Source organism: Mesorhizobium prunaredense (assembly GCF_900156895.1).
In the GTDB taxonomy this organism is placed as follows: domain Bacteria; phylum Pseudomonadota; class Alphaproteobacteria; order Rhizobiales; family Rhizobiaceae; genus Mesorhizobium; species Mesorhizobium prunaredense.
In genome coordinates this window covers 1-2,500 of sequence record NZ_FTPD01000032.1, presented here as the reverse complement: position 1 = coordinate 2,500, position 2,500 = coordinate 1, and the positions used below count along the sequence as shown (strand labels likewise).

The 2,500-nt window shown below is 55.4% G+C and carries 2 rRNA genes (1 of these 2 cut by a window edge); both read left to right on the top strand.

What is annotated here, in order from left to right:
- Positions 1–1,804, top strand: a 23S ribosomal RNA gene (locus BQ8794_RS21490) (it extends 1,016 nt beyond the left edge of the window).
- 321 nt (positions 1,805–2,125) lie between these two features.
- Positions 2,126–2,240, top strand: a 5S ribosomal RNA gene (rrf, locus tag BQ8794_RS21485).
- Positions 2,241–2,500 lie beyond the last annotated feature (260 nt).

Here is a 2,500-nt window from a genome sequence, read left to right as displayed (position 1 = left end):
TAACGTCCGTCGTGAAAAGGGAAACAACCCTGACCTACAGCTAAGGTCCCCAAGTTATGGCTAAGTGGGAAAGGATGTGAGGATCCCAAAACAACCAGGATGTTGGCTTAGAAGCAGCCATCATTTAAAGAAAGCGTAACAGCTCACTGGTCTAAATAAGGGTCTTTGCGCCGAAAATGTAACGGGGCTCAAGCCATACACCGAAGCTTAGGGTTCGTGAGCAATCACGAGCGGTAGCGGAGCGTTCTGTAAGCTGATGAAGCCATACCCGTGAGGGGTGGTGGAGGTATCAGAAGTGCGAATGCTGACATGAGTAACGTAAGGGGAGTGAGAGACTCCCCCGCCGAAAGTCCAAGGGTTCCTGCTTAAAGCTAATCTGAGCAGGGTTAGCCGGCCCCTAAGTCGAGGCAGAAATGCGTAGACGATGGGAACCACGTTAATATTCGTGGGCCTGGAGGAAGTGACGGATCATTGAGGTAGTCCAATCTTATCGGATTGAACGGGCTGCTGCGTGGTTCCAGGAAATAGCTCCTCCTTATAGACCGTACCCGAAACCGACACTGGTGGACTGGTAGAGTATACCAAGGCGCTTGAGAGAACTATGCTGAAGGAACTCGGCAAATTGCACGCGTAACTTCGGAAGAAGCGTGACCCTTTTCCACGCAAGTGGAGGAGGGTGGCACAGACCAGGGGGTAGCGACTGTTTATCAAAAACACAGGGCTCTGCGAAGTCGCAAGACGACGTATAGGGTCTGACGCCTGCCCGGTGCTGGAAGGTTAAGAGGAGGGGTGCAAGCTCTGAATCGAAGCCCCAGTAAACGGCGGCCGTAACTATAACGGTCCTAAGGTAGCGAAATTCCTTGTCGGGTAAGTTCCGACCTGCACGAATGGCGTAACGACTTCCCCGCTGTCTCCAGCATAGACTCAGTGAAATTGAATTCCCCGTGAAGATGCGGGGTTCCTGCGGTTAGACGGAAAGACCCCGTGCACCTTTACTATAGCTTTACATTGGCATTCGTAGTGGCATGTGTAGGATAGGTGGTAGGCTTTGAAACCTGGGCGCCAGCTCAGGTGGAGCCACCCTTGAAATACCACCCTTATCACTATGGATGTCTAACCGCGGCCCGTCATCCGGGTCCGGGACAATGTATGGTGGGTAGTTTGACTGGGGCGGTCGCCTCCTAAAGAGTAACGGAGGCGCGCGATGGTGGGCTCAGAACGGTCGGAAATCGTTCGCTGAGTGCAATGGCATAAGCCTGCCTGACTGCGAGACTGACAAGTCGAGCAGAGACGAAAGTCGGTCATAGTGATCCGGTGGTCCCGCGTGGAAGGGCCATCGCTCAACGGATAAAAGGTACGCCGGGGATAACAGGCTGATGACCCCCAAGAGTCCATATCGACGGGGTTGTTTGGCACCTCGATGTCGACTCATCGCATCCTGGGGCTGGAGCAGGTCCCAAGGGTATGGCTGTTCGCCATTTAAAGCGGTACGTGAGTTGGGTTCAGAACGTCGTGAGACAGTTCGGTCCCTATCTGCCGTGGGTGTAGGAATATTGAAAGGATCTGTCCCTAGTACGAGAGGACCGGGATGGACGGATCTCTGGTGGACCTGTTGTGGCGCCAGCCGCATAGCAGGGTAGCTATATCCGGACGGGATAACCGCTGAAGGCATCTAAGCGGGAAACCCACCTTAAAACGAGTATTCCCTGAGAACCGTGGAAGACGACCACGTTGATAGGCCGGGTGTGGAAGAGCGGCAACGCTTGAAGCTTACCGGTACTAATAGTTCGATCGGCTTGATCGTTCTCATTCCCTATGCCCATCTTGGGCGACAATCCTTCGGATTGCGCCGCGCGACAATCCTTTGGATTGCGCGGAGATGGTCTGTTCTCACTCACGCTTGTTCCGCCCTGCGGGCGGCGCTACGTGGGTGCGGCGCATCGGCGCCGACGGTCGGTCGACCTTGCGAAGCTTCGCTTCGAAAGGCGCCAAGACCAAAAGAACGGTAAAGGCACACATAAGACCAGCGAACAGCTCACAGAGAGCAGAAAATAGGGTTCCCTATTGGCTACTCACTATCGGCTATTCGCTCAAAAAGCTTCTCGAGCAACGTGCGCTTTGCCGACCTGGTGGTTATGGCGGAGCGGCTGCACCCGATCCCATTCCGAACTCGGCCGTGAAACGCTCCAGCGCTGATGGTACTTCGTCTCAAGACGCGGGAGAGTAGGTCGCTGCCAGGTCTGCAAAACGCACGTTGTCAAAAATCCAAATCTTCTCCTTGCCAAAAGGCCCGCCAATCGGGAACTCGGGCCGCGCAAGCGGCCCTTTCAGTTGGCGGAAGCTTGATTCCAGTGAGCCAAGGCTTACTTCTGAAGTTGACGCGGGGTGGAGCAGCGCCCCGTCCGCCCGCAAAGGCCGAAGGCCTCGAGGACGGACAAAACAAAAAGTCCGGGCTGCCCCGGCCGGCATTCGCCGTCTAGTTGACGCGGGGTGGAGCAGC